This window comes from Mucilaginibacter sp., from assembly GCF_965200995.1.
In the GTDB taxonomy this organism is placed as follows: domain Bacteria; phylum Bacteroidota; class Bacteroidia; order Sphingobacteriales; family Sphingobacteriaceae; genus Mucilaginibacter.
Window position 1 is genome coordinate 2,693,107 of sequence record NZ_OZ241743.1, and the last position, 26,594, is coordinate 2,719,700.

Sequence of the window (26,594 nt, forward strand, 5' to 3'; positions counted from 1 at the left end):
CTATCGTCCATGTAAGCTTTTATCCCTCCCCCGGGAGGGCGGGGTTTCTGCATTTATACAGCAGCGGCAATTTTTACTCAGCAAAAACCACCCGTTATGTACAGTTAACCACAAATTTAAATTAGGTATTTGTATCGTATAATAATTAAGTAGGTTTACACTTTAATGAATTAGCGGCAATCAATTTGCAGCTGCTCACGTTAATGCTAAAATTGTTATTTTTTCTATGAGACTTTCTATTGAGCGTAAAGCTATTAGAGTTAATCCCGATTCGAGACGCGTAATTGCAAGGTTCTTTTTTAATGGTAATGACCGTGCCACGCAGGTGATCCAAAAAGTTACCGCGCTGGACGAAGGCAAGGTGTTCGACCTCATTTCGCCGCTGTTGCAGGAGTATTCCAAACGCCACCGTAACATTACCCGGGTGCTTAACCGGCACTGCGCTAAACTAAAGCATCTGTTTGAAGAAATGAATATCGATTATGATTCACTTTCTTCTTACCGCAAATTGCTCATCGGCTCTTATTTCACCCACGAATATTCCATAGAGTCGGCCGCTTTCTTCAATCCGTCCATTGTGGATGATCCTGATCAGAGCGATCTGGAGGAAGGCGAACGCCGGGTGATATTGAGTTTCAGGGCGGTAGGCGAGGGGCACATCTCCTCTATTACTTTCCGCCGTGCACTTATTGATAAGTTTAATAACATCACCGTTATACCTGCCGGTAATTATATTGATGAGGCCGAAATTGTGCGGAACGCCGTATATAACAAAAAGCTGTTTTTTGATAAGGCGGTAGTTACGCAGATTAATGTGGATGTACTGAAGGAAATAGAGCAGCAGCTCGATTATCATTTTGAGTACTCTAACCTGCGCCGCGTAATACTGGACTCGCAAAAGCTACAGGAAAATGATATGGCCAAGCTGGAGTACGACAAGATATTGTGGCTGGCCGATTCTTATTACGAAATTCTGTTTTCGCTGGATACTGATATCTCCGACCGTGTCATCTTCCCTATATCTGAGTATGAGCGTAAAGGGATTGAGGATGCCCGGTTTGTAAAATTCAGGTATGAGGATGGCTCCACAAAATATTATGCCACCTACACGGCTTACGATGGTGCGCTGATTATGCCCAAACTGCTGCAAACCGATGATTTTGTTGATTTCAAGATCATGCCCTTATACGGCGATGGTGCGCAAAACAAAAATTTAGCCCTGTTTCCCCGTAAGATAAATGGCAAGTACGCCATGATCTCGCGTATTGATGGCTGGAATAACTACATCATGTATTCCGACAAGATCAATATCTGGGAAAAGCCGATCAAATTGCAGTCGCCAGAGTTTCCCTGGGAGTTTATCCAGATTGGTAACTGCGGTTCGCCGATAGAGACCGAAGAAGGCTGGCTGATGATCACTCACGGTGTAGGCCCGATGCGTAAGTATGTGTTAGGCGCCAGTTTGCTTCAACTGGATGATCCTACCATTGAGATTGGCCGTTTGGATGAACCCTTGCTGATGCCCAACAGCGATGAACGTGAAGGTTATGTACCCAACGTTCTATATTCGTGCGGGGCGCTGGTACACAACGGTAAACTGATTGTTCCTTACGGAATATCTGATTCCTCCACCTCATTTGCTGAAGTTGATCTGCAGTCGCTGTTAGATAAATTGAAAGAGGGAAAAAAATAGTGCAGCATCTGTTATGCTGTACGATAGCGGCATTTAATCACTTAGCTATCATTAATGGTTGTTAGCCAAATTCTTGCCTGATATCGCCCGTCATTGCGAGGTACGAAGCAATCTCTCTGCACTTAGTTAAGACATAAGGCGTTGAGAGATTGCTTCGTACCTCGCAATGACGGGCACAGGACGGCTTGGTGGTAAAATGCTGCCGCTGCTGCTCAAACGGACACTAACAACAGGCACTATTTATTCAGTATCTGCTGGTATAGCCGGTAATAATCTCCTGCCATCTTCTCCGCAGAGAACTGCGACTTAGCCCATTCGTGGCATTGCCGGCGGTTGATGCCGGCTAACTGACCAACAGCGTTTACGGCTTCATCTACAGTGTTTATTAAAAAGCCGGTTTGTTTATCCTTTATAAGTTCCGGCATCGAGCCGCGGTTAAATGCAATTACCGGCGTACCGCATAGCATCGCCTCGGCTACGCTCATGCCAAAGGGTTCATTAAAGTTAATGGGATGCAATAAGGCAGCTGCACTGCTCAGTAATTCATTGCGCTTCTCGGGGCCGGCGTGGCCAATGTACTGTATCTGGTCATTCAAAAAAGGTTCTACCTTACTTTTGTAGTAGCCTTCATCCTGTATAATACCTGCAATCAGTAACTTCCTGCCGCATTTTTGTGCAATTTCAATGGCCTCTGCACAGCCCTTATCATGGTGGATGCGGCCAAAATACAACAGGTAGTCTTCGGGCTGTAAATTCAGGTTAAAGTCGGCAGCATTTAAGCCGTTGTATACCGTAGCCAAATAGTCCAGCTCGGGGCTGCGGTCGGCATTACTGATGGATACATAATAATTATTACGCTTATTATACTTCTTATAAACCGGTATAATGCGCTGCGATGAAAAGCCGTGTATGGTAGTAACTACCGGCGTATCAATCAAGCCGGTATACGTAAGCGGCAGAAAATCGAAATTATTATGGATGATATCAAACTGCCCGGCCTGCTCCATCAGGTTACTGATGTGCAGGCATTCCAATACCTTGGCATCCTGGCTGCGGTCTTCTTCGTAACCGGTGGCGCATACCGATTGTAAAGAACCACGGGTGATAGAATCGCCCGTGGCAAATACGGTTACTTCGGCGCCTAAATCAATAAGCCCTTCGGCAATGTTGGAGGCTACCTGCTCCCAGGGGCCATAATGCCGGGGCGGTGTGCGCCAGGCAACAGGCGATAATACAGCTACCTTCATTTAGCAAACTTCGAGGCTTTTGCTGTATTTCTTATATTCATATTCCAGTTCAAAGGCTTTCAGTACGGTAAGGTGCGATATCATATAAGCCAGCGTACTTTCGGCGCCCTGGTTGCGGTTGATGCCCGTAGGCAGTAGGCCGTCGCAGCAGCCTTTGGTTTCATGGTCGTACAACGGCGCACGCAGCGTATTCTCACCTAAGAACCATTTATAGCTCAGGAACATCTTTTCAATGTATTCCGGCTCACGGAACAATTCATAAGCCTGAAAGTGCATCAGTACCATCGCCATGGTTTCAATGGCCTGCTGGTCAAACGTAGGGAAGGTGCCGCCGCGGTAATACCAGCCGTCATTACCTACCGGGCTTAAATAACCGTTCGATAAAGTGAGCTTGTCTAAGAAGCCCATCGTTACCATGGCAATTTCCTTCACCCGCTCGTTACCGGTAATCTGCGAAGAGTAGAGCAGTGATAAAGGCAATATGGCATTATCATAGGTCATGCCCTCCTCAAACCATTGCCAGTCTGGCGAAGCGGTTTTTTCATAAGCTTCTACCAGTGGGGTGGTCAGGTTAATCAGTTCGGTCATCATCCCCTCATCGGCAGGGTTAGCCCTTAAATACAGGGCTACGCCGATAAGTGTGTTGGCCATGCCGCGGATGTGCTTAAGCGCCTTAAAGTGCGGGATGGAACGCTGAAACAGTTCCATGGCAAACTCCTGGTAAGAGTTGCTGGCCCCGCAGCCAATTAAGTAACCTAATGACCAGACTGTACGGCCAAATGAATCTTCAGAGCCTACTTCATCCAGGTAGCGGCGGTCAAAGCTCAGAAAGTTACGGAAGTTACCATCATCGCGCTGCATGTAGTGGATATAGCTCAGGTAGATCGGCAACAGGTCGAATGCTTCCTGGCTTTTATTGCGCTGGTAAGCCATCAGGGCCATAATCAGTGCACGTGCGTTATCATCCAAACAGTATCCCTCCTTTAAATTGGGTATGCCGTATTTGGCGTGTTGCACAATGCCGGTATCATCAGTTAAGCGTTGTACGTGCGTTAAACTGAAGGTTGGCATCACCTCAGGGTCTACAATGCTGTTGCGTAAGATTTTATCGCTGAAATCATGCGCACGCGCAGCTTCGCGGGCCAGCTTAATAAATTCGTTGCCAATGTTTGGCCAGCGTAGTTGCAGGCCATACTGGTAAGCGTTACTTTTTAAGGCAGACAGCGCTTTGTCGCTATCAAATAACTCATTGATGATGTCGGCCAGTGCATCCGAGTCTTTAAAACCGAATAAGCGGCCACGGTTGCCGGCCAATAGTTCAGTAGCATGCCAGTAAGGGGTAGACACTACGGCTGCGCCTGCGCCTACAGCGTAAGACAAGGTACCGCTGGTAATTTGCGCCTCGTTGTGGTAAGGCGTAACGTAGGCTTCACAGGCGGTTAAATAATTAATCAACTCGTTCTCCTCCACAAACTTGTTAATGAAGGTTAAGTTGTTGGAAACATTAAGCTGCGCTGCAAGCGTTTTCAGGTAATCGCGGTATTCCTCGCCCGAATGCTTTACAATACCGGGGTGGGTATTACCCAATATCACATACATAACATCGGGGTGCTTGGCTACAATTTTGGGCAACGCCTTGATTACGGTTTCCAGGCCCTTGTTGCGGCTGATTAAACCGAAGGTAAGCAATACGCGGCGGTTCTTAAATGCAGTAAGGCTTTTTACCGGGTTATTTTCGGGCGCCTCCAGGTCGGGTACGCCATGCTCAATAATTTGTATCTTTTCGGCAGGAATGTCATATATGGTGGTCAGGAACTCTACCGCCCGCTGGCTCATCACCACAATTTTGGCCGATTGCTCCGCAATCTCGCGGATGATGATGCGCTGCACATAGCTGGGTTCGCGCAGGATGGTGTGCAGAATTGAGATGAGCGGTTTTTCCAGCCGGTTGATTAAAGGCAATACATATATACCGCTCTCACCGCCATAAATACCAAACTCATGCTCCATGATACAGGCATCAGCATCGCTGGTGTTAATGTAGTTGGCCGCACGTATATAATCCTTTTGATGGTTCTGGCGAATTACATATTTCACCTCTTCCGGGTATTCATAACCGTCTGTTGTATCAGAGTCATTCATCGCTACCACATAACCGTTTTCCAGCGGCGATTTCTGGCCGGGAAAGTTAGCGTTGATAGCGCGCATCAAGTTTTGATTAAAGGTAGCCAGTCCGCATTCGCGGGGAGGGTAAGTAGAGATATAAGCTATTTTCATTTTAAAGTTTAGTGCCTTTGATAGCAACGGATAAATTGTACTAATAAGCAGAAGATGTATAAAAATGCTACACCTAAATGGACACTTTAATGTGCAGCGATTGGCAGGGAATGGGCTACAGGCCCATTAGGACACCTTTTTATTAATAACAGCTATAATGGTGCACAAAGCGTACCATCAATGGCTGCTGTAATTACTTTGCAAGCCTGTACAATTTCTTCGGGGGTAATAATCAGCGGGGGCGCAATGCGCATGGAGTTGCTGCAATGCAGGAACCAGTCGGTAATTACCCCGTTTTCAATACAACGGTCAATTACCTTTTTGTTGAGATCGAAGCTGTCCAGCTCAAGGGCCAGTAACAATCCCTTGCCCCTGATTTGCCGTATGGCCGGATGGGTAAGGTGCTGCCGGAAGAGGTGTTCCTTTGTGGCTGCCTCATCTGCAAGATGGGCATCAAGCAATACTTCGAGCGCAGCTAAGCCTGCCGCGCAGCAAACCGGGTGCCCGCCAAAGGTGGTAATATGCCCTAAGAGCGGGTTTTCGGTTAAGGCCGACATGATTTCGGCCGATGAAATAAAAGCGCCGATTGGCATTCCGCCGCCCAGCGCCTTGGCCAGCAGCAGAACATCAGGCTGTATGTTAAAATGCTGAAAGGCGAAGAGTTTGCCGGTACGGCCAAAGGCGGCCTGTATTTCATCCAAAATCAGCAGCGTGCCTGTTTGAGTACAACGCTGGCGCAGGGCCTGTAAATATGCAGCATCAGGTACGCGTATACCCGCTTCGCCCTGGATGGTTTCCACAATTACGCAGGCTGTAACCCGGGTAATTTGTTCAAGTTCCTCCGATTGATTAAAGTTTAAGAATTTAACGCCGGGCAGCAACGGGCGGTAAGCCTGCTTGTATGCTTCATTGCCCATTACGCTTAAAGCGCCATGCGTGCTGCCATGATAGGAGTTGTTGAAGGCGATGATCTCATGCCGGCCGGTATACCGCTTAGCCAGTTTCAGGGCGCCCTCAACCGCCTCGGTGCCGGAGTTAACAAAGTATACCGATTGCAGGTTGGAGGGTAACACCGAAGCCAGTTTTTCGGCAAAGCGCACCTGCGGGGCCTGCACATATTCGCCGTATACCATCAGGTGCATATAGCTGTCTACCTGTTGTTTAATGGCCTCCTTTACCTTTGGGTTACCATGCCCGATGGAGCTGACACCGATACCGGAGATCAGATCCATAAACGCCCGGCCTTCCCGGTTGTACAGGTAGATGCCCTCCGCCCGTTCAAACTCAAGCAGCAGCGGAAAACGCGTGGTTTGCGCATTATGGTTCAGAAAAAGCTGGCGGAGGGTAGGCATGGTGCAAAAATAACAAAGGCTTGCCTAATTACAGGTAAGCCTTTGTTGTTATAATAAATCTTTAATTTAATCGGGTTGTCCGCGGCGTTCGCCCATCTGGCGTATCAGTTCATCGTTAAACTGGCGTTCGCTTTTGTACAGCATGCTTACTTTTTGCGGAGATAAGATTTTCAGAAATTCCCCGTTGTACCGCTTTTTTACTTCCAGCAGTTGCTGGTCAAGGTACAGTTCGCGGTTGATCTGGTCATTGCCGTTGCTTTGTTCGCTGGAATTATTTTTCCGTTTTTGCCGGCGTATACTTATCACTTCCTGCTGGTACTGGCGGTAAACCGGCATAAAACGATCTGCTTCATCAGGGCTGAGCTGCAACTGCGAAATGATATAATTCTCCTTGGTCGACTCAATCTTGCTTGCGTACTGAGATTGCCTTTCACCTCGGTTATCATTACTAAATCCCTGCCTGTTATCGCGAAAGGATTGCGCCCTTACAGTAGCCCCGCTAACGAACAGCGTAAGGGCAAAAAGAAATTGGGTTATTGCTTTCATCAGTACTATTGTTTTTGAGCCGGATCGTCGCCCAGCGAATTATCAAGTGTTTTGTAATCTATAGGCGCATCTTCAGACATCATGGTGCTTTGCACATCATTACCGTCTACATGCGTTTGAAGATATTGTTGTATCTCATCAGCCGGAATTTCTGATAATTGTTTGTGCAGATAAGAAGCGCCGTGCGCAGAGTTGGTTACACTATTGCTTTGCGACAGAAATATACTGCCCCCAATAATCAGCGCAAAGCAGGCTGCCGAGGCATACTTAAATGCCGCCGTGCTCACCAGCTTTCTGATCACCCCGGTTTTGCGTACCACCAGATCCTGGTTAATCGTTTGGTTCAGGATGCTTTTGTTCAGCTTTTCAAAATAGCCTTCGGGCACTGCAAAAGATTGCTCCTGTGCAGGCGCCGCTTCCTCAATTGCTATGCGGCTGGTAATCTGCTGCTGTAAACGCTCAAAATAATCATCTGCAGGAACGGTAAAGCCTTTGCTTTCACTTGAAGCCAGTTCCTCTATATGTATGCGGCTGGTTATCTGCGCCGCCGAAGTTTCAAAATAATCATCAGGCAGCGTAAGCCCGCCAGCAGGTACACGCTCCTGTAGTTCACTCAAATACACAGATGACATGATGCGCTCACCCAGTTCATCAAAGTAACCGGACGGTACAGTAAACGGGTTTTGTAAATTAAACCGTTTAATTGACATTTCTTCGTCAGGCCACTCCATTTTCTCGTTATCGCTTGCCATAATACACGTTAGATGAATTTAACCTAAAAGGTTTAACAATTATTTGAAATTAATCTTTCGACAGCAAAAATGCTTCAATTTTCTTTACTGCCAAATGAAAAGACGCTTTAAGCGCACCCACGCTGGTGCCCAGCACATCAGATATCTCCTCGTATTTCATATCGTCATAATACTTCATGTTAAATACCAGGCGTTGCTTTTCGGGCAGGGTAAGTAAAGCCTGCTGCAATTTGTACTGTGCCTTGTCGCCGTCAAAGTAGGTAGAAGCAGCAAGGGTATCGGCCAGGTCATAGTTCATATCATCCAGCGAAACATTGTTCTTCTGCTTCTTTTTGTTCAGAAACGTAATGCACTCGTTGGTGGCAATGCGGTACATCCAGGTGTACAGCTGGGCATCATTACGAAAACCGCCCAGGCTTTTCCATATCTTTACAAATACATCCTGCACAATGTCATCTGCATCGTCATGGTCAATTACCATGCGGCGCACATGCCAGTATATTTTTTGCTGGTACTTTTTCAGCAGCAGGTTAAAAGCTTCGTTCCGGGTACGTTCCTCCTGAAACTTACTTAAAATCTCCGCATCTTCCGGGTGTGTAGGCATTTGTATAAATTATATAAAAGGCAGATTATCCTTTACGCTGTATGGCTTTTTTGGCAGCGGCCACAATGCTTTTGGCATTTAAACCATATTTATCCATTAATTGTTCTGGCGTACCCGACTCTCCGAAAGAATCATTAACCGCCACGTACTCTTGCGGAGTAGGGCTATTTACCGCCAGCAGTTGCGCTATCGAGTCGCCCAGGCCGCCTAAGCGGTTATGCTCCTCGGCAGTAACCACGCAGCGGGTTTTAGCAACTGATCTTAGTACCGCCTCTGCATCTAACGGTTTTATGGTATGAATATTTATAACCTCTGCCGAAATTCCTTCGGCTTCTAACTGCTCACAGGCTTGTATAGCTTCCCATACCAGGTGGCCGGTGGCAAAAACAGACACATCGGTTCCTTCGCTTACCATCCAGGCTTTGCCAATATCAAAGTTCTGGTCGGCAGGTGTAAATACCGGTACTACGGGGCGGCCAAAGCGCAGGTATACCGGGCCTTCATGTTCAGCAATGGCTAATGTAGCGGCCTTGGTTTGGTTATAGTCGCAGGGGTTGATCACCGTCATACCCGGCAGCATCTTCATCAGGCCGATATCTTCTAAGATCTGGTGGGTGGCGCCATCCTCACCTAAGGTTAAGCCTGCATGTGAGGCGCAGATTTTTACATTCTTATCCGAATAGGCTACCGACTGGCGAATCTGGTCATACACCCGGCCGGTAGAAAAATTGGCAAACGTGCCGGTAAAAGGAATATGCCCGCCGATGGTTAAACCGGCGGCAATGCCGATCATGTTGGCTTCGGCTATGCCTACCTGTACAAAACGCTCAGGAAAGTTGTTGATGAAATCCTGCATCTTCAGCGAGCCGATCAGGTCGGCGCACAGGGCCACCACCTTATCATTACGCTTACCGGCTTCCAGCAAGCCCGCACCAAAGCCCGAACGGGTATCTTTTTTATCTGTGTAAGTGTATTTGGTCATTGGTTTATTGGTCATTAGTCATTGGTTGATTAGTCATTAGTTCACTGGTTCATTGGTTGATTAGTCATTAGTTCACTGGTTCACTGGTTTGAAAATGGTGTGTGTTCCCCAATGACTAATGACCAATGAACCAGTGAACTAATGAACCAATCAACATCCTTAATAATCCCCCAGCGTTTCCTTTAACTGGTTAAGGGCAAGTTCCAGCTGGGCATCGTTTGGCGCTACGCCGTGCCATTTGTGGCTGCCCATCATAAAGTCTACACCGGCGCCCATATCTGTTTTCAGCAGTATGATAATGGGTTTACCGTTACCGGTTTTCTCTTTGGCCTCGTTCAGGGCGGCTACTACGGCAGCCATATCATTACCTTTGGCTACTTCCATCACTTCCCAGCCGAAGGCGCGCCATTTTGCCGCTAAATCGCCTAAGGATAGTACCTGGTTGGTAGAGCCGTCAATCTGCTGGCCGTTGTAATCTACGGTGGCAATCAGGTTATCCACCTTGTTGTGCGGGGCAAACATGGCCGCTTCCCATATCTGGCCTTCCTGCAGTTCGCCGTCGCCATGCAGCGAGAATACCAGGCGGTCATCGCCGTTCAGCTTTTTAGATAAGGCTGCGCCAATGGCTACCGACAGGCCCTGGCCCAATGAGCCGGAGGCGATACGCACACCCGGCAGATGCTCGTGCGTGGTAGGGTGCCCCTGCAGGCGCGAGTTAAGTTTACGGAAGGTAGCTAACTCCGCCGCATCAAAATACCCGCTGCGGGCCAGCACCGAGTAAAACACCGGCGAGATATGACCGTTGGAAAGAAAGAACAGATCCTGGCCTTTGCCGTCCATATCAAAGGGTTGCGGCGTGTGCTGCATAATGCTGAAGTATAGCGCCACAAGGTAATCGGTACAGCCTAAGGAGCCGCCGGGATGCCCGCTCTGGCAGCCATGTACCATGCGCACCACATCGCGCCTCACCTGCGAGGCCACCGCTTCCAGTTCGGCAATAGCTGTAGTGGAGGTAATAGTTGGTGTAATTTCCATGAAATGATAAAGTATTGCGTTGCCGCTTTGCTGCGCAAAGGTATTAAAATTGTTGGTTACGCTTAGGGCTGCAACAGCCTGAGCACCTGTTCTGATGCGTTTTGGGTGTCTACCTTTTCAATAATGTGGGCAATGGTACCTTCGGGATTGATGATGAAGGTGGTACGGGCAGTACCCATAAACTTTTTACCGTACATGTTTTTTTCCTTCCACACATCATAAAGCCCGTTGATGCTTTTGTCATTATCGGCAATCAGGGTAAACGGCAGCTGGTACTTGCTTTCAAACTTCTTGTGCGATTTTTCATCGTCTGTGCTTACGCCAATCACCTCATAGCCCTGGCTGGTAAGCATCTCGTAATTATCGCGCAGGTTGCAGGCCTGTGCCGTGCAGCCGGGCGTATCATCCTTCGGATAAAAATAAAGGATGACAGTTTTGCCTTTATAATCAGCCAGCGAAACCGGCTTGCCATTCTGGTCAGTCGAGGTAAATTCAGGCGCTTTAGCGCCTGCGGTAAGTGAAGCCATTTTTCAAAAGTTTAACGGTAAAATTCGGCGGTAAAGGTAGCCGTATTGTTCTTAAAATCGGTAGCGGTAAACTCAAAAGTGTGCCTGCCGGGCGTTAGGGTATCGTCAAAAGTATATCTGGGCACACGGTTGCGGTAGCTCCACTCCATCAGTACCCATTTACCATCAATGCTGCCCTTCCAGGTTTTAATGCCCGACAGGTTGTCGCTCATGCGCACAGCAATGTTTCTGGCCGCGTGCAGGTTAGCGCCGTTATGGATGTTCACCGGGGTAATCACCGGCGCTACGGTATCCAGTTTGATAAAGAAATCGCCGAAGGCATGGGCCGTAGCCTTTACATACCCATCTTCATATACGTTACCGTCCGTGCCGCCGTTCGAAGCTACGATCATTGCCTTATCGCCATATACCCCTAAGTCCTCCTCCGGCTTTATCCAGATGCTGAAACCATCGTGTATGGGCGTTAGCTTGTTATGCAGCCGGTAAATGGCCGATTGCAGGCCGGCGCGGCGCGGCAGGGTGGTGTACATAAAGTCCACATCATCGTACAGGTTACCTGCCGGGATTGTTAATTTTAATTTATCTGCGGTAAACTCGTTCACCTGGTTATAATGCATTAGATAACCGGCCGGCTTAAACACCGGGCGGTCTTTAGGAATGCTCGATCTTACATTGAATTTGAGGGTAGACACGTTACCGGCAAGGTCTTTTACCAGGTATTCCATCTCGTGCAGGGCAGTGTCCCTAAACTCGATTACGCCCCGGTTTACCGATTGCGGATACAGGCTGATGCGGCTGCCGGGTAAAATAAACGATTTTTGAATGAAGCGGTGGGTGAGCACCTGCTGCGGATAATCGATAAGGGCGTTAATGGCATGGGTCTGGTCGAAGGCAAAGCGCTCGGCGGCGTAGGTGAATATTGTGTTACCATCCATCTTTAGCTCTACCGAATACACACCGTTGCGGCTGGCCGAACTGCTGTTCATGTCATTGGCCATAATGCCAAAGCCAATGCTGCCGCTCAGTTCCAGCGTTTGCGGGCCGGCCAGCCGGTAATTGCCGCCTGTGCCGGTCAGGCTGTGTATCTGCCTTAATGTTTTTTCGCTGAACGGCGCACCATTAAGGTGGTACACACACATACCCTGTAATGCGGGCGGAATACGGTCGGGGATCAGGAAACCGAATAACTGCGGGTTGATGGTTTCCTCGGTGGCCGAATCGCGTACCTCAAAGTGCAGGTGCGGCCCTCCGGATGCGCCCGTATTGCCCGACCAGGCAATCACCTGCCCCTTGTACACCGGTATCTGGAAAGGCTGCAGCTTAAAATCAGCATCGAAGCTTTCGGTTTTGGTTTGCTGATAGCGCAGGGCTTTCAGAATCTCAGGGCTGAAACGTTCCAGGTGGCCGTAGACGGTAGTGTAACCGTCCGGGTGGGTAAGGTATACCGCATTGCCGAAGCCGCCTAACTGCACCTTTACCCGCGATACATAGCCGTACATCACCGCATGTACCGGGTAACCCGTGCGCTGGTTACTGCGAAAGTCAAGCCCGGCATGGAAGTGGTTGGGCCGCAGTTCGGCAAACGCGCCTGCGGTAGATGGGGCTAACTCCATCGGGTAGATAAAATCGGTTTGCGGGTAAGTTTTGGATTGGATGCGGTTTTGGGCGAGGCCTGCCCGGCATACGCTGAAAATTGAAATCAAAAGGCAAATATAAAATCTAACCATGCTAAGCGGCTGCGTTTAAATTTAGGGATGAAAGCGATTGGTAATTTCCAACAATGGATGCCCCGTGGGTTGATATTAAGGCAAAATTATAATTATAAAATTTCACGGCTTCCTCACCGCGTTCCTGTCGGCACACCGGTTTCATTGGTAGCTTTTATTACCGTTTATGAACTTTTATCGCCGTTTATGGAAGTTTATGGAATATTATAAACATTTAAAGGGAGCATAAACCAACATAAAGCGGGGCGACCCTTTGTACCTGCCCTGTTTTCGTCAAATTTATTTCACATAAAAATTCAGCAATTGCTCATCCTCTATATACCCTTTCAGGTGGTCGCCAATGTTAACCCGGCCTACACCCTCAGGGGTACCGGTAAAAATAAGGTCGCCTTTTTTAAGGGTAATGTACCCGGAAACAAAGGTAATGATACGTTCAAAAGAGAAGAGCAGGTCTTTGGTATTACCGGCCTGCCTGGTTTCGCCGTTCACCTCCAGTTTGAAGCTGATGTTGTTCAAATCCTGAAACTCAGTTTTTGAAATAAATTTGGCGCTGATGGGGGCAGAATTGTCAAAAGCCTTCGCTAATTCCCAGGGAAGGCCTTTTTCCTTATGCCGGCTCTGGATATCACGGGCGGTAAAATCAACCCCCAGGCCAATTTCATCGTAATAATCAGCCGCATATTTTTCTTCAATATGCTTGCCTTCCTTACTGATTTTCAGCACTAACTCAATTTCATGATGAATGTCCTGCGAAAAATCGGGCAGGTAAAACGGCTTGTTATCTTTCAGCAAAGCCGTATCGGGCTTCATAAATATTACCGGCGTAGCAGGCACCGGGTTATTGAGTTCTTTGGCGTGTTCGGCGTAGTTGCGGCCAATGGCAATAATTTTCATAATGGTAAGTTTAGCAACCTCAAAGCTAATAAATAGTTTGCGGCGGCTATCTCCAACAGCTAAAGTGTTACAAAAATTACAGGATAGAGATGCGCTTGATAACCGATTCGGTGCCTACCACCACACGTACAAAATAAAATCCGCTGGTAAGCTTATTGTTCAGGTAATAGGTGAATTTCTGGTCGCCGGGTTCAACACGCTGCGAAAAAAGGGTGGCTACGTTGTTGCCCAGTACATCCATTATACGGATGGTAACATTGGTATTGCGCGAAACAGTGTACTTAAGGTTGATTTGGTCAGTTACCGGGGTAGGGTATACCTGTACGTTGCTCAGCAGGCGGTCATCCTCTGTTTTGGGTGCAGGTTTAATAATTACAGCAGCCGGTTTAAAGGGCGGCAGGGTGGCTTTTATGCCATTATGAAGCAACGTAGTCTTAGCGCCGGTCTTAGAATTAAGGTGCAACCGGTAGATGGTATCAGCCCTAAGCGGAACGGAAAAGGCAAGATTCATCCCTACTGCCATAGCAAATAAGATGAACCACGAATGTTTAATAGTAGAAATTTGCCCCATATTTTACTTTAACCGCAAAAATATAAATAAAGCGTTTATGAACAGTAGGTTTTGTATTTTTGCCTGCTGCATTTAACACAATTTAACAATTATTTGTTTGCCTTCTCAAATGTGCGCTGTTGTTTGGTGCATACGTGCGTATAGTGTTAAAGTTACAATTTATGTTTTTTTATATGGATAACTTATACTTCTAAAGTGTCACACCACAAAGATCTTCAAAAACTAACCTTTTCCGGGCTGTTAATCAGCTTAGGCATTATCTATGGTGATATTGGTACTTCACCGCTCTATGTGTTTAAGGAAATCATTGGTAAAACCCAAATTTCAGAAACACTCATACTTGGCGGCGTTTCCTGCATATTCTGGACGCTCACGCTGCAAACTACCATAAAGTATGTAATAATTACGCTTCAGGCCGATAACAAGGGGGAAGGCGGCATATTCTCACTTTTTTCCCTGGTAAGGCGGCGGGCCAAGTGGCTCATTGTTCCGGCTATTGTAGGCGGTTGCGCTTTGCTGGCCGATGGTATCATTACTCCGCCAATTACAATTTCTTCAGCCGTAGAAGGACTGCAAATCTTTTATCCGCACGAACCTACCATGTATATTGTAATCGGCATCATTGCCGGTTTATTCTTTATACAGCAGTTCGGCTCGTCTACCGTTGGTAAAGCCTTCGGGCCCATTATGTTTCTCTGGTTTACCATGATCGGCGTATTGGGCATATTGTACCTGGTGAAAATGCCTTATGTGCTTAAAGCGCTCAATCCATATTATGCCTATGCCTTGCTTACCAGCCATACTGTTCCTGTTTCGGCATTTGCCATTTTAGGTGCCGTATTCTTATGTACTACCGGGGCCGAAGCTTTATATTCTGATTTGGGCCACTGCGGGCGTACCAATATCCGCATCAGCTGGATATATGTTAAAAGCTGCCTGGTTTTAAACTATCTTGGGCAGGCCGTATGGTTGCTGCAACACAAGGGGCAGGTGTTGGCCTTAGATAAACATAACCCCTTTTATGAACTGATGCCGCCGGGATTTTTAATTTACGGCATTTCCTTAGCCACTGTTGCTGCCGTAATTGCCAGCCAGGCGCTTATTTCGGGCTCATTTACACTTATTGCCGAGGCGGTGAGGTTAAATCTATGGCCTAAAGTTAAAATCAATTACCCATCTGAGCAAAAGGGACAGTTATATGTACCCAGTATTAACTGGTTACTGATGCTGGGTTGTATCGGTGTTGTGCTGCTTTTCAAAGAGTCGAGCAAAATGGGCGCAGCTTATGGCTTGAGTATCACCATCGCTATGCTGATGACCACTATTTTGGTATCGCGCTTCTTGCGCCGCCGTAAAGTGCCGCGTTATCTTATCAATATATTTTTGCTGGTTTACATACTTCTGGAAGGTACATTCCTGTTAGGTAACCTGGGTAAGTTTGTTGATGGCGGCTGGTTTACTGTAACCATAGGCTCCGTATTATTCTGCATTATGTGGAGCTGGCACAGTGCCCGTAAGATACGCAACCGGTATATTAAGTTTGTAGACGTTGAAGATTATTACGAAATTATAAAGGAGTTAAGCGAAGATGAAACGGTACCCAAATACGCTTCGCAGCTGGTGTATCTTACCAGCGCCAACTTTAACTCCGAGGTAGAATCTAAGATTATGTACTCCATTTTACAGAAGCAGCCCAAACGGGCCGATGTATACTGGCTGGTGCATGTGGATGTAATGGATGAGCCCTACACCCGCGATTACGAGGTTGATTTTCTGGTACCAGGAAAACTGATACGTATTGATTTTAAATTAGGGTTTAGGGTAGAGCAGCAAATCAGTTTGCTGTTCCGTAAGGTGGTAGAAGATTTGGTGAAAAACGGTGAGATAGACATTATCAGCACCTACAAATCGCTTAACAACCGTAAAATTGTGGGCGACTTCAGGTTTGTAGTGATCGAAAAAATAGTTTCCCGCTCACATGCATTATCATTCTACGAATCTATAATTATGAAATTGCATGATTATTTGAAGCATTTGAGCATCTCTGAGGAGCGCGGTTTCGGGCTTGATCTAAGCTTTGTAACGGTAGAAAAGGTGCCGCTCATGTTATCAGACCCCGAAACTGTGCAGATACACCGGATTGAATAATTTCATTTACTACAAAAAGGAACAGCCTGCTTCAGCAAAGCAGGCTGTTCCTTTTTGTAGCTATAGCTCAAATAGTTTGATGCGGAAGCAGTGCTTTAAAAATTGGATAGCGCAACTTTATCTGCCTTGCCAAGTACGCTGTGTTTGTAGCCATAAGTGGCGTATACCACCAGCCCGATAGCCAGCCATATCAGAAAGCGCAGCCAGTTAAGGTAACCTAACTCGGTCATGAGGTAAAAGCAGCTCAGCAAGCCTAAAACAGGTATCAGCGACAGTTTTTTGATAAATGCCAGTGTGGTAAGTGCGGCTGATAAAATGATGAACAAAAAGAAAGGGAATCGCTCGTGCGCATTCTCGGCAGCAAACAAGCCAAGCATTGGTTTCCAAAAAACAATGATACCTGCAATAAAAAGCGCCGGAGCTATCCATTGCGAATTGATATACGGAATACGGAAGCGGCTGCTCACCGTATCGTCTTTTGGCAGCAGCAACACACCGCCGCATACCAGTACAAAGGCAAACAAGGTGCCAATGCTGGTTAAATCGGTTACCTCAGTTAAGTTCATGAACAACGCAGGTATGGCTACTACAAAACCTGTAACAACGGTAGCAAAAGAAGGGGTATGAAACTTAGGATGGATGCGGGAGAATGCCTTGGGCAGCAATCCGTCGCGGCTCATACTCATCCAGATGCGGGGCTGCCCCATCTGAAAGATAAGCAACACACTGGCTGTTGCAATTACAGCGCTGATAGAAATAATATAACTGATCTTTTTGAGGCCAACATTGGCGAATACGAATGCCAGCGGGTCGCCTACGTCCAGCTTACGGTAATCTACCATGCCGGTAAGTACCAGCGCAATCAGCACATATAGTACCGTACAGATAATAAGCGAATAAATCATGCCGCGCGGTAAATCGCGCTGCGGGTTTTCGCATTCCTCGGCCGTGGTAGAGATTGCATCAAAGCCAATGTAGGCAAAGAATACCCCCGATACGCCCTTCATTACGCCGCTAAAGCCGTTCGGTAAAAAAGGGTGCCAGTGCGCCGGGGTTACGTAAAAACAACCCAGTATAATAACCGCAATAACAATGGCAATTTTAAGTATTACCATGGCGTTGGTTACCTTCTTGGTTTCGCGTATGCCAATGTAAACCAGGTAAGTAATTACAATTACAATCAGCAGTGCCGGTATATTGGCAATCAGCTTAAGGTTACCAAATCCAGGGGCTGTATTCCATGCCTGGGCACTTAGCTTAATCTTGTCGGTTATTTCCTTCAGGTGGCCGGTACGGGTAAATTCCAGTAACTGGTTGTGCGCTTTAAAGGCGCTGAAATAGTCCATGGTTAAATACCGGGGCACATGAAGTTTAAAGCCTTCCAGCAGGTTAACAAAATATTCACTCCATGATATGGCTACCGCAATGTTACCAATGGCATACTCCATCAGTAAATCCCAGCCGATAATCCAGGCTATCAGTTCGCCAAAGGAAGCATAGGCATAAGTATAGGCGCTGCCCGCTACTGGTATGCGCGAGGCAAATTCAGCATAGCACATGGCCGAAAAGCCGCAGGTAATGGCCGTAATAATAAACAGGATGGTTACACCCGGGCCGCCATTGAACGAGGCAACGCCGATGGTAGAAAAAATACCTGCGCCTACCACAGCGGCAATGCCCATTAACGTTAAATCTTTAACTTTCAGTTCCTTTTTGAGCTGGTTGCCCGAGCCTGAATGCTCACCATCACTAAAACCGCTGGCTACATCAGCCAAAATTTTATCAACAGACTTTCTGCGGAGTATACTTTTCGACATTTAGTTTAAAAAAATTGCCTCAACTCCCAAACATAGCCAATTTTTTTGAGCCTGATGCCTTAAAAACTGTTTATTTGCAGCATGGAAACCCGTTTGCTGGATGTATTGCGCCAAAGCCGGCTGTTTTTTGTGCCTTACCTTATTGTAATTATTTGCTGCTTTATTATAAAGCTGACCTATACACGCCCGGAGATTTATTTTGCCATCAATGCACGGCACAGCAATTGGGGCGATGCGGTGTTTCCATATATAACCCAAATGGGAACAGGCTGGATGCTGGTGCCTGTTTTTATTTATTGTATATGCACCAGTTACCGTAAAATGCTGCTGTTTGTAACCAGTTTTGCCATTAGCGGCTTAATTGTGCAGTTAGCCAAGCATATTGTACATGCGCCGCGACCTAAGGCTTACTTTGCCGGCCAGTTAGCCAAAATCTATTTTGTAAAAGGGCAGGCCATACTAACGAATAACAGCTTCCCTTCAGGACATACAGTTACTGCATTTGCTGCTGCAACTGTGCTGGCTTACTTATCTGTAAGCAAGCGCTGGGGTTTTCTCTTTTTGCTGGTTGCTGTTTCAGTTGCCTATTCGCGCATGTACCTGAGCCAGCATTTTTTGGAAGATGTAATGGCCGGCTCCATTATCGGCGTTATATCTACCCTGATGTGGCTTACCTGGATGGATAGCCGGCCGTTTCTGCGCAGCATGAAATGGAACAAGGGCCTGTTTAAAAGGTAGGCCCTTGTTATAGTTGAGATCTGTTAACCTGTTACACCTGTTTTTTCCGGCGCCTGATAACCGCAACAATAAGCAGGATGATTACAATACCACCGGCAATAAGCCCCATTCTGAGGCCTTTGTGCATACCGGTAAACTGGCCGATTATAGAATATTGATCTTCGCGATTTACATCCGGTGCGAATTTCATCGAACTGAAGAATGCCTTTACTTCCTTTATGGCTACCTCGCGCTGAGATTCGTTCATCAGATACTGAAAGGTGTAGGTAAAGTTCTTAGTATAAACAACCCTGAACTGACGGTCCTGCACACCCGCGCCGGTATCTACCTTCAAGGTAAAATCCCGTGCAAGCAGGCTGTTAGCAATCACCGTATCTTTATCATTGTCAACGGTGCTTTTTAATGTGCCCGACAGTATCTTGTTCTGGTAGTTCTTAAGTTCTTTCTTTAAATCCTTTTCACGTTTAAGTGGCTTGCCCGGCGGATTGGCAGCCCTTGTAATAATGATATAGCCATACAACGCATTGGCAGTAAATACCTGCTGGCCCAGGGTATCTTGCTTGCGGTACTCTTTAGGAAGAGAAACGGTAACACTGCTGTCTAACTTTACCGGAATCAGTACCTGGCTTAATGCTGAAAGGCTGCCCATCAGCATTAAAATAAGGGGGAGTATCTTTCTCATACAGATACAATAACCCTGCATTTTTACAGATTGTTTGAATGACGGGGTTGAGGTGCTGGTTAGCTGACAGGCAAAATGGCGGCGTACACCATAGTATACGCCGCCCTTTTGTTGAATTATTTAATTACGTTATGCTAAATCTTTTCCAGCTCCTGCTGCACAAATTCAGCCAGTTCCTTTACATAATCAGCACTGAAATTAAATTTAATACCGGCCGTTTCGTAAATTTCCTTGATGGTTTTGGTATAGCCTAACTTTAAAGCCTCTAAATATTGCTGCAACCCTTTCTCCGGATTCTCTTTGTAATTCTTCCACACCGCTATGGCGCCCAACTGGGCCATGCCGTATTCAATATAGTAAAAGGGTACTTCGAATATGTGCAGTTGTTTTTGCCAAAGATTAGCCTTAGCTTCTTCCAGGCCGTTCCAATCCACAAAGCCGGCGCCAAAGCGCTCATAAATTTGCAGCCAGGCATCGGCGCGCTGCACATCGGTATGGTCGGGGTTGGTGTATAGCCAGTGCTGAAACTGGTCAACTACGGCTACCCAGGGCAGGGTTTTCAATACATCAATCAGCTGGTCGCGCTTGGCACGTTTCAATTCTTCCTCGTTATCAAAATATACCTGCCACTGATCCATCGAGATCAGTTCCATCGACATGGATGCCAGTTCGGCCACCTCGGATGGCGTGTGCTTAAAGTCATTTAGTTCTAAGTCAGCCGTCAGAAAGGTATGCACCGCATGGCCGCCTTCGTGCACCATCGTGGTTAAATCGCGGAAGGTGTTGGCCGAGTTCATGAAAATGAAAGGCGCACCGGTTTCGGCCAGCGGATAATTGTACCCGCCGGGCGCTTTGCCTTTGCGGCTTTCCACATCAAACAGGCCGTTATCCTTCATCAACTGCAGGCGCTCACCCAAATACGGATTAATGGCGTTGAAGCATTGAATTGATTTTTCAATCAAATCCTCACCGCTGGTAAAGGGTTTTAAAGGGGCTTTGCCGGTGATGTCTACCTCCGTATCCCAGGGGCGCAGTTCATCTAGCTGTAATGCGGCTTTGCGTTTCTCGGCCTGCTCTCGCAGGATAGGCACTATTTCCTTTTCAATCGCTTCATGAAAATTGTAGCAGTCCTGCGGGGTATAATCAAACCTGCCCAGCGCCTGGAACATGTAATCGCGGAAGTTGTTAAAATTAGCGTTCAGTGCTACTTTGTGGCGCAGCACCATCAGGATATCAAACAGCTCATTCAGCTTATCCTTATCCTGCAGGCGGCGGGCAGTAATTTTTTCCCAGGCTTCCTTCCGCTTGCTGCGGTCGGTATCTTTCAGTATCGCGCCGGCCTGCTCCAGCGTAAACTCCTTATCGCCAATATGTACCGACATGGCGCTGGTGATCGATTGATACTTCTGCTGCTCCAGCTGAATTTCGGTTTGCACCGGGATGTTTTCTTCCCTGAACAGTTCCAGCGCTTTCTTTACACTGCGCAGGTATACAAAATACTTGCGCTCATCCAGTTGATTGGTATATTCGCTGGCGGCCAGTTTTTGGTTCAGTTCATTATTGTAAGGTGCAATCTTCGGCTCAATCTCCGTAGCAAAATACTGAAAGTTTTGCAGCAGTTCCTCATTTGCCGTATCGCAGGTCATGCGGATGTAGCGCCAGGCAAAATCTTCTTCCAGTGCCGCCTCCAGTTCGCTGCGGTTGCGCAGCCATTGTTCCAGTTCAGTTACCGAATTAATGGGACGGTTTTGCAGTTCCTGATAAATGGGTTCTAAATTTTCCCATTTGATCTCCAGGTTGGCCGGTATGTATTTTTTCTCTTTAGGCTGTATCATGATGTTTAACAGATTAAATACTATGGCGAAGTTAGCTAAATCAACATCAGGATAAAGTAAAGGTTTATGGCTTAAACAGCGTTTGCCTGAGTTCAGTTAATCCCTGCTGATAACTCACCGGCGTATAGTTAAAGGCTTGCTCAAATTTACTGGAGCTGAACAGGTAATCATGGTCGTACTGGTAATACATTTCTACGGTATCTCTAACTGCTTTATCAAACAAGCCGATCATGCGCAGCATCAGCTTGTTAACAGTAAAATATTTTGCGTGCACATTGAAGGCCCGGGCCGCGGTTTGTATAAAATCTACGCCTGTAACCGGTGCAGCGGTAGGTAAATGCCAAATCTGGTTATCGCTTTCCGGGTGCTGCCCTAAAATGTAAACGGCTTTGCCGGCATCAGGCAAATAAATAAAGTTGTGCAGCCTTTCAGGCTTACCCATCCACAACGCCCGGTCACCTTTAGCAAACTTAGCTATTACCATACCATCAACAAAGCTGTTCATACTTTCGGAGCCGTAAAAATCAGGGGCACGTGCTATGGTAGCAGTTAGGTTACCGGCCTTAACCTCATCCATTAGTGTGGTTGCTATCTTCGCCCTTACTTCTCCTTTACTGCTGGCAGGGTTATAAGGTGCGGTTTCTGTCATGGGGCCATCTGCCAGGCCATACATGTAAACATTATCAAAGAAAATAAGACGGGCCTGCGTTTCTTTAGCCAGGCGGATGACGTTTTGCATGATAACAGGCCATTGCTGCTGCCATATCTGGTGGTTGTAAACCAAACCGGCGCATAAATAAATTACCGTTGAGCCCTGAGCCGCCGGTTTCAGTTCCTGGTAGTTGAGCAAATCTGCTTTTTGCCAGCTTACGTTGGGTGCGTTAACCTTTACTTCGCGGCGGCTCACCAAACGTACCTGTTGATGATGATTGATTAACTCACGGGTAAGGGAATTGGCTACCGGCCCGCCGGCTCCTAATACGGTATGCATAATTCTGTGTTTTTGTTATAGCAAACCTACGCCGGGCGGAGCGCCCGAAACGTTAACTTAAGATAATAAAACCAGCAGTAATTTAAGCGGTGCGGATTAGTTGGTATGCATGATGCGTTTGCGGATGCGCGACAATGAAACCGGTGTAATGCCCAGATAATTGGCAATGTAATGCTGGGGCACATATTGCATGAGGGTTATATTGGTTTTTAATAATTGCAGGTACCGCTCCTCGGGCGATTGGTAAAGGAATGAGGCCAGCCGGTCCTCATAACAGCCGATCAGATACTCGGCAATGAGCCGGCCAAAACGCTCCGATTTGTAGGCCAGTTGCGGCGAGGCGTAGCACTGCTGCAAAAACTGATAAGTAAAAGTAACCAGCACCGTATCCTGCAAAGCTTCAATATACACCGGGCTGGGCCGTTGTTTCAGAAAGCTGGAATAGGCGCTCACCCATTCATTCTCGAAGCAGAAGTAGTTGGTGATTTCTTCACCATCTTTTACCACATAAAACCGTACCGAACCAGTTATGATCAGGCTCACTTTTTTGCAAACATCGCCTGCTTCAACAAAAAATTTTTTCTTTTTTATTTGTTCAATATAAAGCCCCTGGCTAAATAGCTGCCATTCTTCATCAGTAAAGCCTACAAACTTGTGCAAGGCCTGCCGGTATCGGTTTAAATAAAGTGGTAATGTATCCATGCCCTATCTAACAGAAAACATAAAGCAAATACTACACTGGCAATGCCATTGGTAGTCATAAAGGCAAAGTTTACCCGGCTCAAATCATGCGGTTTTACCAGCCGGTGCTGGTAGACCAGCATGGTACAAAACACCGCCAATCCGGCATAATAGGGCCAGCCCACCGGGGTAAAAAATATAGGTAGCACCACAAAAACAGCCGACAGCACATGTAATGCGGTAGATAAATCGAGTGCGGTGGCCGTACCCAGATGCCGGGGAATGGAATGCAAATTCTGGCTGCGGTCAAACTCTTCATCCTGCAGGGCATAAATGATATCAAAGCCGCTTACCCAGCACAATACCGCCAAAGAGTAAAAGATAGGCAACAAACTGAATTGCCCGGCCACCACCAGATAAGCGCCTATTGGAGCCAGTGACAAGCCCAAGCCCAGCACCAAATGGCACAATGCGGTAAATCGTTTAGTGGCGCTGTAACCCAACACTACCAGCAAAGCTACCGGCGACAGGTAGAAGCAAAGCAAATTGATGAAAAAGGTAGCCGCCATAAACAGCACACAGTTAACAATGGTAAATGCAAGGGCAGCACCGGGTGTAATGCGGCCGGCCGGTATATCGCGCACTTTGGTGCGCGGGTTTTTAGCATCAATCTCACGGTCGAGGTAGCGGTTAAAGGCCATGGCGGCGTTGCGGGCGCATACCATGCACACCAGCATCAGTAGCAGCATGGGCAGCAGCTGAAGCCATGTAAAAGTATTATCGGTGGTGGTTACCGCCAAAAAAAAGCCGATGAAGGCAAACGGCATTGCAAATATGGTATGCGAAAAGGTAACCAGAGAGAAGTATTTTTTCATTTATACTTAATTAATCACTGTCAAGAAAGGAACCGATAGAATCGCTACCTGGCGGCGTAAACTCCGGCACTTCAAAGTTTTGGTTTACGCCATCAATAAAGTTCAATACTTCATCGCGGCCGGAACGCTTTTCTGCGGAGGTGATGAAACATTCGGGCACTTCCTCAAACGTAGCCAGCAGCGCCTGCTTAAACAGTTCAACATTCTGTTCTGTTTTCAGGGTGGATTGCTTGTCGGCTTTAGTGAAAACCAGTACGAAGGATAAGCCTTTTTCGCCAAGCCAGTTGCAAAACTCTACATCAATCTTTTGCGGGGTAAGCCTGCTGTCAATCAATACCAGCACACATTGCAGGCTTTCGCGCTTGTCCAGGTAGGTACGGATAAACTTGTCCCACGTTTCCTTATTACTTTTGGAGGTACGTGCATATCCATAGCCAGGCAAATCCACAATGTACCAGGCATCATTAATGTAGAAATGATTAATCAGCTGCGTTTTTCCCGGCGTTTGCGAGGTTTTAGCCAAGCCTTTCTTATGCGTAAGCATATTGATCAGCGAAGATTTACCTACGTTGGAACGGCCGATGAAGGCATACTCAGGTTTTAAGGGAGGCGGCAGTTTGGAAATTTTGGTATTACTGCATATAAATTCGGCAGTTTTTACAATCATGGTACAAAGATACGAGGTATTGTATTGATATTTGATGTTTAAACATATAATTTATGGATGCGTATCATATTCCTGCACAAACCCGTATCGGCCATGTGCACCTGAAGGTGAGCAACCTGCAGCGTTCGCTCGATTTTTACTGCGGTTTGCTGGGTTTTGAATTGATGATGATGTACGGCGATCAGGCGGCCTTCATTTCGGCCGGCGGGTACCACCATCATATCGGGCTGAATACCTGGCACAGCAAAGGGGCAGGGCCGGCACTTGAGTATGCCGCAGGTTTATACCATACCGCTATTCTGTACCCGGAGCGGAAAGACCTTGCTGCTATTTTTAAACGGTTGCTGGATGCCGGTTATCCGGCCATTACCGGCGCCTCTAATCATGGCGTATCAGAGGCTATCTACCTGAACGACCCTGACCAGAACGGGGTGGAGCTTTACTGGGACCGCCCGCGTGAGCAATGGCCGCTGGATGCCGAAGGTAAACTAACGATGTTTACCCAGCGGCTGGATGCAGCAGGCTTACTGGCGGAACTCAATTGAACGCAGCAACCAAAAAGTCAAATTCCCCGCAAAAGTGTAGCTTTGCAGTTATCAAAACTATATCTGTATGGCGTGGCCGGAAAAACTGAAACTGAAAAAAGGGCTCATCTTATCATTAAGCCAGGCCGGTTATCAAACGCCTAAAGAACTGCAGCTCAAAACTCTTTCGCGCATTAACGGCGGGCAGGATGTGATAGCCGTAGGGCCGGAAGGCTGCGGTAAAACCACCACCGCTGTTTTAGCTGTACTCAACCGCTTTACATATACGGCCGATGGTATCACCAAGGCGCTGGTATTGGTACACAACAGGGATAAGGTGTTATCAGTTATCAGCCGGTTTGAGGAAATAAATCACAACAGATCTATTTCCATTGTTGGCTTGTATGCTGCGCCGGGTACCGAGGCTCAGATGGATGCTATGGCCGAAGGCGCTGATATTGTGGTGGCTACGCCGGATCGTGCCCGTGCCATTTACCTTAAATTAGGGCTTAACCTTAACAAGGTAGAACTGCTGGTAATGGATGATGCTGAACTGCTGGTGAAGCAGGGCTTGCAGTTGCCTGTGGCCGAACTCAACCAGGCCCTGATCAAATGCCAGCGCCTGGTATTTACCGAGGTAATGCACGATAAACTGGAAAAAATGATCGGCCCGTTTATGAAGCAGCCAACCGTAGTTGAGGTAGAGGAAGAAAGCGCCGTTGCTATGGAGCTGCATCCGCAGCTGCTTTACCGCCTGCCAAATTTCGGCACAAAGCTTAACCTGCTGCGGCTGTTTGTGCAGGATGCCGACATTTTTACCAAAGCCGTGGTGTTTGTAAACACCCGCCCAACCGCCGAAAAGTTGTACCAAACCCTGAAACTGCACCTTAAAAATGCGGTAACAGTGTTCAATTCGTGGCACTTTGAAATGGACGGATCAAACAGTATCGGCGATTTTATGGCGGATAGCAGTAAGCAGGTATTGATTGTAGCAGACGAAGAAATAGCGGCGCATGCACTGCAAAAAGTTCCGTTCCTGATTCACTTTGAGTTACCGGCAACGCCTGAAGCTTATTTAAACCGGGTAGTCAAAGGTTCAGCCATAACTGATGACGAAACTTTGGCCCTTACCTTTGCTACTGATTTAGAGCTGGCCGCCGTAAAAAAAATAGAGCAGGTTAGCGGCCAGAAAATGGCCACAACAGAGTTGCCGGAAAATTTGGTTATTCAAACCGATAAAAAGCCGGGAGCCGATGAAGCAAAGCCATCTAAACACAAAAATACTGAACCGGTTAAAGGTGAAGCTTTTCACGAAAAAAAGGCCAGTAATGCAAAAACCTATAATTACCGGGCCGGCGTAAAAGCAAAAATGAGCAAAAAGAAAAAGCACGGTTAAAAACGGATCATACTATTGCGTTGTTTCGCCGTC

At 47.1% G+C, this 26,594-nt stretch carries 23 protein-coding genes and 1 pseudogene; 5 read left to right on the top strand and 19 right to left on the bottom strand.

Annotation, left to right across the window (positions count from 1 at the left end; translation table 11 throughout):
• The first annotated feature begins 226 nt into the window (after positions 1-226).
• A complete protein-coding gene (locus tag ACY652_RS12505) occupies positions 227-1,693 on the top strand; it encodes a glycoside hydrolase family 130 protein (RefSeq protein ID WP_462264711.1) in 1,467 nt (488 codons plus the stop codon).
• Between the two features lie 236 nt (positions 1,694-1,929).
• Here ACY652_RS12505 and ACY652_RS12510 read toward each other — a convergent pair whose 3' ends face one another.
• The 12 genes from ACY652_RS12510 to ACY652_RS12565 form a co-directional block, all read right to left on the bottom strand.
• Positions 1,930-2,940: a glycosyltransferase family 4 protein gene (locus tag ACY652_RS12510; RefSeq protein WP_462264712.1), complete on the bottom strand. Its 1,011-nt coding sequence runs from the start codon at positions 2,938-2,940 to the stop codon at positions 1,930-1,932.
• Entirely contained in the window at positions 2,941-5,217 is a 2,277-nt protein-coding gene (locus ACY652_RS12515; protein ID WP_462264713.1) for a glycosyltransferase family 4 protein, read from the bottom strand. It lies immediately after the preceding gene.
• Positions 5,218-5,369: 152 nt separating this feature from the next.
• Entirely contained in the window at positions 5,370-6,569 is a 1,200-nt protein-coding gene (locus tag ACY652_RS12520; RefSeq protein WP_462264714.1) for an aspartate aminotransferase family protein, read from the bottom strand.
• Positions 6,570-6,635: 66 nt separating this feature from the next.
• Positions 6,636-7,115, bottom strand: coding sequence for a hypothetical protein (locus ACY652_RS12525; RefSeq protein ID WP_462264715.1), 480 nt, complete (start codon positions 7,113-7,115; stop codon positions 6,636-6,638).
• A 5-nt stretch (positions 7,116-7,120) separates the two neighbouring features.
• A complete protein-coding gene (locus ACY652_RS12530) occupies positions 7,121-7,867 on the bottom strand; it encodes a hypothetical protein (protein WP_462264716.1) in 747 nt (248 codons plus the stop codon).
• Positions 7,868-7,916: 49 nt separating this feature from the next.
• On the bottom strand, positions 7,917-8,471 hold the full coding sequence (locus ACY652_RS12535; RefSeq protein ID WP_462264717.1) for an RNA polymerase sigma factor: 555 nt from the start codon (positions 8,469-8,471) through the stop codon (positions 7,917-7,919).
• 25 nt (positions 8,472-8,496) lie between these two features.
• Positions 8,497-9,453, bottom strand: a complete 957-nt coding sequence (locus tag ACY652_RS12540; protein WP_462268259.1) for a transketolase family protein — start codon at positions 9,451-9,453, stop codon at positions 8,497-8,499.
• A 159-nt stretch (positions 9,454-9,612) separates the two neighbouring features.
• A complete protein-coding gene (locus tag ACY652_RS12545; protein ID WP_462264718.1) occupies positions 9,613-10,488 on the bottom strand; it encodes a transketolase in 876 nt (291 codons plus the stop codon).
• 62 nt (positions 10,489-10,550) lie between these two features.
• The gene (gene bcp / locus ACY652_RS12550; RefSeq protein WP_462264719.1) at positions 10,551-11,015 is read right to left on the bottom strand and encodes a thioredoxin-dependent thiol peroxidase; all 465 of its coding nucleotides are present in this window, start codon (positions 11,013-11,015) and stop codon (positions 10,551-10,553) included.
• A gap of 11 nt (positions 11,016-11,026) precedes the next feature.
• A complete protein-coding gene (locus ACY652_RS12555) occupies positions 11,027-12,718 on the bottom strand; it encodes a M23 family metallopeptidase (protein ID WP_462264720.1) in 1,692 nt (563 codons plus the stop codon).
• 303 nt (positions 12,719-13,021) lie between these two features.
• Positions 13,022-13,636 (bottom strand): fumarylacetoacetate hydrolase family protein, encoded by a 615-nt coding sequence (locus ACY652_RS12560; protein ID WP_462264721.1) that lies wholly within the window; start codon positions 13,634-13,636, stop codon positions 13,022-13,024.
• A 76-nt stretch (positions 13,637-13,712) separates the two neighbouring features.
• Positions 13,713-14,207 carry a T9SS type A sorting domain-containing protein gene (locus ACY652_RS12565; RefSeq protein WP_462264722.1) on the bottom strand — a complete coding sequence of 165 codons (495 nt, stop codon included), beginning with the start codon at positions 14,205-14,207 and terminating at the stop codon, positions 13,713-13,715.
• Positions 14,208-14,402: 195 nt separating this feature from the next.
• On the opposite strand from ACY652_RS12565, the gene ACY652_RS12570 reads away from it, so the two are divergent.
• Complete coding sequence (locus ACY652_RS12570; protein ID WP_462264723.1) at positions 14,403-16,355, top strand: KUP/HAK/KT family potassium transporter; 1,953 nt, start codon at positions 14,403-14,405, stop codon at positions 16,353-16,355.
• A gap of 95 nt (positions 16,356-16,450) precedes the next feature.
• On the opposite strand, the gene ACY652_RS12575 is transcribed toward ACY652_RS12570, so the two are convergent.
• Positions 16,451-18,172, bottom strand: coding sequence for an amino acid permease (locus ACY652_RS12575; RefSeq protein WP_462264724.1), 1,722 nt, complete (start codon positions 18,170-18,172; stop codon positions 16,451-16,453).
• An 81-nt stretch (positions 18,173-18,253) separates the two neighbouring features.
• Between ACY652_RS12575 and ACY652_RS12580 the strand changes: the two genes are divergently transcribed.
• Complete coding sequence (locus ACY652_RS12580; protein ID WP_462264725.1) at positions 18,254-18,910, top strand: phosphatase PAP2 family protein; 657 nt, start codon at positions 18,254-18,256, stop codon at positions 18,908-18,910.
• 31 nt (positions 18,911-18,941) lie between these two features.
• On the opposite strand, the gene ACY652_RS12585 is transcribed toward ACY652_RS12580, so the two are convergent.
• From ACY652_RS12585 to yihA, 6 genes are all read right to left on the bottom strand, one after another.
• Positions 18,942-19,592 (bottom strand): hypothetical protein, encoded by a 651-nt coding sequence (locus ACY652_RS12585; protein WP_462264726.1) that lies wholly within the window; start codon positions 19,590-19,592, stop codon positions 18,942-18,944.
• Between the two features lie 134 nt (positions 19,593-19,726).
• Positions 19,727-21,427, bottom strand: coding sequence for a M3 family oligoendopeptidase (locus ACY652_RS12590; RefSeq protein ID WP_462264727.1), 1,701 nt, complete (start codon positions 21,425-21,427; stop codon positions 19,727-19,729).
• A 64-nt stretch (positions 21,428-21,491) separates the two neighbouring features.
• Entirely contained in the window at positions 21,492-22,418 is a 927-nt protein-coding gene (locus ACY652_RS12595; RefSeq protein WP_462264728.1) for an NAD-dependent epimerase/dehydratase family protein, read from the bottom strand.
• A gap of 96 nt (positions 22,419-22,514) precedes the next feature.
• Entirely contained in the window at positions 22,515-23,120 is a 606-nt protein-coding gene (locus ACY652_RS12600; RefSeq protein ID WP_462264729.1) for a Crp/Fnr family transcriptional regulator, read from the bottom strand.
• Entirely contained in the window at positions 23,096-23,974 is an 879-nt protein-coding gene (locus ACY652_RS12605; RefSeq protein ID WP_462264730.1) for a UbiA-like polyprenyltransferase, read from the bottom strand. The genes ACY652_RS12600 and ACY652_RS12605 overlap by 25 nt, the downstream gene beginning before the upstream one ends.
• Positions 23,975-23,984: 10 nt before the next feature.
• A complete protein-coding gene (gene yihA / locus ACY652_RS12610) occupies positions 23,985-24,641 on the bottom strand; it encodes a ribosome biogenesis GTP-binding protein YihA/YsxC (RefSeq protein WP_462264731.1) in 657 nt (218 codons plus the stop codon).
• 53 nt (positions 24,642-24,694) lie between these two features.
• Between yihA and ACY652_RS12615 the strand changes: the two genes are divergently transcribed.
• Both ACY652_RS12615 and ACY652_RS12620 read left to right on the top strand, forming a co-directional pair.
• Positions 24,695-25,186, top strand: coding sequence for a VOC family protein (locus ACY652_RS12615; protein ID WP_462264732.1), 492 nt, complete (start codon positions 24,695-24,697; stop codon positions 25,184-25,186).
• 58 nt (positions 25,187-25,244) lie between these two features.
• A pseudogene (locus ACY652_RS12620) lies at positions 25,245-26,561 on the top strand (DEAD/DEAH box helicase); the annotation flags it as partial.
• Positions 26,562-26,594: the final 33 nt, after the last annotated feature.